This is a genomic window from Duganella flavida (assembly GCF_009857445.1).
Taxonomy (GTDB): Bacteria; Pseudomonadota; Gammaproteobacteria; order Burkholderiales; family Burkholderiaceae_D; genus Rugamonas; species Rugamonas flavida.
Genome location: NZ_WWCN01000041.1, coordinates 1 through 4066, shown reverse-complemented (window position 1 = coordinate 4066; position 4066 = coordinate 1). Strand labels below are relative to the sequence as shown.

General features: G+C 57.0%; 2 protein-coding genes and 2 rRNA genes. 2 read left to right on the top strand and 2 right to left on the bottom strand.

Going from position 1 to position 4066, the window contains the following annotated elements:
• Positions 1-6: 6 nt before the first annotated feature.
• Positions 7-119 (top strand): 5S ribosomal RNA (gene rrf, locus GTP46_RS29010).
• Between the two features lie 55 nt (positions 120-174).
• Here rrf and GTP46_RS29005 read toward each other — a convergent pair.
• Both GTP46_RS29005 and GTP46_RS29000 read right to left on the bottom strand, forming a co-directional pair.
• Positions 175-2217, bottom strand: a complete 2043-nt coding sequence (locus tag GTP46_RS29005; protein WP_161010100.1) for a sensor histidine kinase — start codon at positions 2215-2217, stop codon at positions 175-177.
• On the bottom strand, positions 2214-2891 hold the full coding sequence (locus GTP46_RS29000; RefSeq protein WP_161010099.1) for a response regulator transcription factor: 678 nt from the start codon (positions 2889-2891) through the stop codon (positions 2214-2216). The genes GTP46_RS29005 and GTP46_RS29000 overlap by 4 nt, the downstream gene beginning before the upstream one ends.
• Before the next feature lie 581 nt (positions 2892-3472).
• Here GTP46_RS29000 and GTP46_RS28995 point away from each other — a divergent pair.
• Positions 3473-4066: ribosomal RNA gene (locus tag GTP46_RS28995) — 16S ribosomal RNA — on the top strand; the annotation flags it as partial.

The following is a 4066-nucleotide window of genomic DNA, read 5'->3' as shown; positions in this document are numbered from 1 at the left end:
TCAAAGCTTGATGACCATAGTAAGTCGGTCCCACCCCTTCCCATCCCGAACAGGACCGTGAAACGACTCTACGCCGATGATAGTGCTGCAACCAGTGTGAAAGTAGGTTATCGTCAAGCTAGTTATTAAGTAAGAAGGCCCGGTCTGTGACCGGGCCTTTTTGCGTTTACGCGCTTACGCGCCGCGCTGCAAACTCAATACAAAGCTCACGCCATCGTCGTAATTTTGCGCGATGATCGTGCCGCCCATCTTGGCCATATAAGTCTTCGCGACAAATAATCCCTGTCCCCGATTGCCTGGCTGCTCCGATACGCCGTACTCAAATATTTTGCCGAGCATTTCAGGCGCGATCTGCGATCCCTGATTGCGGATGCTGACCGTTGCGCTGGTGCCGTTATCTTCCAGTGTGATGGTGATCGCGCTGCCGGCCAGCCGGTATCGCTCCGCGTTGCGCAGTACATGCGTGATCACGTCCTCCAATGAGTATTCATCTGCGCGCACAGTCAATGGCGCCGCCGGCCCTTCATACACCACGTTTTCTATGCCCACGCATGCAGCGTTGTCGGCGACGTTTTGTAGAAACCCCGCCAGCTCAATCTCGGTTACCTGCAACTCAGAAGTCTGGAACGCTTCACTCGGCGAGGCCTGGCCGTACAGCACGCGCACCGCTTGCTGCATGCGGCTGATATAGCGCTGGCTTTCGTTGCCCGGTTCACCGTGCAGCACCATCAGCGACTGCAGCGGCGACATGATTTCGTGACCGACCGCATGCCACATATCGCGTTCCTGCTCGGCGCGGATATGTCCGCGCTCTACATCTTCGCGTACGCGCCGCAGCAGGTCGTGCAAGCCTGTCGCCAGCACGCCCAGTTCATCTTCGCCGCGCAGGTCGGCGAGATCGCTCTCCGAAAATCCGCGCGCCGCTTTAACGCGTTCGCCAACATCATCAGCGCGTTTGATGAGTACTTTGATGCGCCGGATGATGCCGATTTCAATCACCAGCCACGCTAGCATCAAGGCCGCCAGCATCGCGCCGACAAACCACACCAGCCGGCTGGCCACGATGCTCAAACTTTTGCTAACGCTGCGCACATCGCCTTTCAACACCACTTCATAACTGCCTGCCGGCGTGGCGATAATCTCCTTCGCCTCCAGTGGCACATCGTAGGCATCGACCGGCAGGTGGCGAATCAGCGTGGTGACGAAATGCCAGGACTGGTCTTCCGGATCGACGGGCGCTACCAGCAACGGCAGCATGACGCTATCCGACTGGCGTTTAATCTGCAGGCTTTCGCCAGGCAGCAGCATGGGTTTCAAGTCTGACAGCGAGAACGGCGGCGCGGCTGGTCCGGTGCTGCTATCGAGCAGCGGCGCGCCATCTCCCGGCGCTAGTACGGCGACGCCGACATTGATGCGATCCAGGTCTGCAGGCGGCCACTCCGGACGGCGCTTTTCAAACAAAGCTTGCTGCAGTACGGCGACCGGCAAGCGCAAGGAGAAGAAGGCACTACGTGTACAAGCCGCATCGTCATCAGCGGCATCTGGCTGATTGCAGCGCGGGCTTTGCCAGATCCAGCCGCGGAAGTCTTTCACCACCGGCGCTTTACCGCGCGCGACGTCGGCCGGATAAAAGCCCGTCAGTCGTCCGTGCATACCGGCTTGGCGCTGCGGTTCGATGCTCTCTTCAAATGGCGCTATCCATTCATAGCTCTGTCCGCGCAGCGCTACCTTCACCTTAACGCGGTGCGCCAGGTCGACGATTTGGTCGCCGCGCACGTGCGACACCAACTGTGCGCTGTCAAAGGTGCCTGCCACATAAATGAAGCCGCCCGCCCAAGGGTTGTTGCCGATGCCGACGCACAGCGAACCGTTGTTCCCGTACTGCGCCAGACAGCCGGACATCGCCACCGCTTGCTGCACTTTTTGCTGGTCGTCGAAATCCAGTGCGGCGAACGGCAGCAGCAATGGATGCAGCGCACCGCCGGTCGCAGGCTGAGGATTGAGCAGCGCAAGCTGGCCGGTGGGGTGGCGCAGCGTCGCCGCGATTTGCACGCGCGTTTTCTGAAAGCTGCCCTGATAATTTTTGTAGCTGATCTGCTTCTCTTGCTGCAGCACCGACAGCGCCAGTCCCGCAGTGGCGGTCATCAGGAATACAAAAGCTGCACGTAGCAGCAGCCGTAGCCGGTAAGGTACGATGTTCAACCGGCGCCAGTTCATTGCGTGTCGGTCCAGCGGAAGCCGCGCATCGGTACATTCTCTATGCAGGCGAAGCCGGGATCGATTTCGCGGAAGGCGTCGCGGATGGTGCTGACATGCTTGCGGATGTTGTCGCGATTGCGTCCGCTTTTTACCACTTCAAATAATTCATCGTAGGAGACCACCTGGCCGTGCTGCGCAAACAACGCCGCCAGAATGCGTTGTGCCGTTAGCGGCAGGTTGATGCGGTGGCCGCGCCACATTGGTGTGCGCTGGCGCAGTGGGTCCATGCTCAGCTCCGTGGTGTCGGCAGCGGCTGCCGGGACTGAGCGCAGGATCTCGAGGAAGGTCTCGATGAAATCAGCTTCCTCGAACGTGGCCTTTTGCAGATAGTCCCACGCGTCCAGCGCTTTCATGATACTGCGGTAGATGGTGGCCGGCATCGCCGATACCACCAGTACCGGCGTCGCATGCCGCTTGTTGATGGCGTTGATGATGGCGACGCCGGCATGGCGCTCGCGTCCCAGTTCGATATCCAGCACCACCAGGTCGTAGCGCTCGCGCGCGATGGCCGCTTCGGCATCGTCGCGATTGAACCATTGGTCGACCACAATGCCGTGCCGCGCCGATTCTATCCACGCCCGCAGCTGGTTGCTGGTGGGGAGATCGTCCTCGATGACGGCGACTTTGGCCATGCTGCGCTCCACGTTTTGTTAATGGAACCAGTATCTACGCTTTTGAGAAAAAAGTCACAAACCGGCCGTGAGGATTTCTTCACACCAAGGGCTCGACCGCGGAGCCGGCGGTGCCGGGTGTGACCTACAGGGTGTTCACTCGCTACACCGTGCGCGAGATTTATTCTTCCAAGCGCGCCGAATTCCAGACGCTTCCGCAGCAACGACAAGCAGGGAAATGGTGAGCAAGATGTCTTCCTTGGAAACGATGAAAACTAAATATATCAAAAAGCCTTGCTAAGCATCTGCGGCCTTTGCTATAGTTCGGTCCCTCGCGAAACGCAGCATCGAAACAAAGTGATGTAGCGAAAAACGAGGGGTTGACGAGATGTAAGAAACGCTTCATAATCTCATCTCTCTGCTGCGAACAAAACGCTTCGCAGCCAAGACAAGATCTTTAAAAATTAACAGTCGATAAGTGTGGGCATTTGGTGCTGCAACAAAAAGCATTAAATGCTCAACAAAGAAATATTCAGTAGAAATACTGTCAGTATTTTTGAGAAGAGCGAACCAGTGACCAGCAGTGGTCACAAACAGAGATTAAACTAAAGAGTTTGATCCTGGCTCAGATTGAACGCTGGCGGCATGCCTTACACATGCAAGTCGAACGGCAGCACGGAGCTTGCTCTGGTGGCGAGTGGCGAACGGGTGAGTAATATATCGGAACGTACCCAGGAGTGGGGGATAACGTAGCGAAAGTTACGCTAATACCGCATACGTCCTAAGGGAGAAAGTGGGGGCTCGCAAGACCTCATGCTCATGGAGCGGCCGATATCTGATTAGCTAGTTGGTAGGGTAAAAGCCTACCAAGGCAACGATCAGTAGCTGGTCTGAGAGGACGACCAGCCACACTGGAACTGAGACACGGTCCAGACTCCTACGGGAGGCAGCAGTGGGGAATTTTGGACAATGGGCGAAAGCCTGATCCAGCAATGCCGCGTGAGTGAAGAAGGCCTTCGGGTTGTAAAGCTCTTTTGTCAGGGAAGAAAAGGGATTGGCTAATATCTGGTCCTCATGACGGTACCTGAAGAATAAGCACCGGCTAACTACGTGCCAGCAGCCGCGGTAATACGTAGGGTGCAAGCGTTAATCGGAATTACTGGGCGTAAAGCGTGCGCAGGCGGTTTTGTAAGACT

Bases quoted from the DNA above. Each gene is read 5' to 3' on its own strand.
- GTP46_RS29005 (WP_161010100.1), bottom strand. From the start codon at position 2,217: ATGAACTGGCGCCGGTTGAACATCGTACCTTACCGGCTACGGCTGCTG.
- GTP46_RS29000 (WP_161010099.1), bottom strand. From the start codon at position 2,891: ATGGCCAAAGTCGCCGTCATCGAGGACGATCTCCCCACCAGCAACCAG.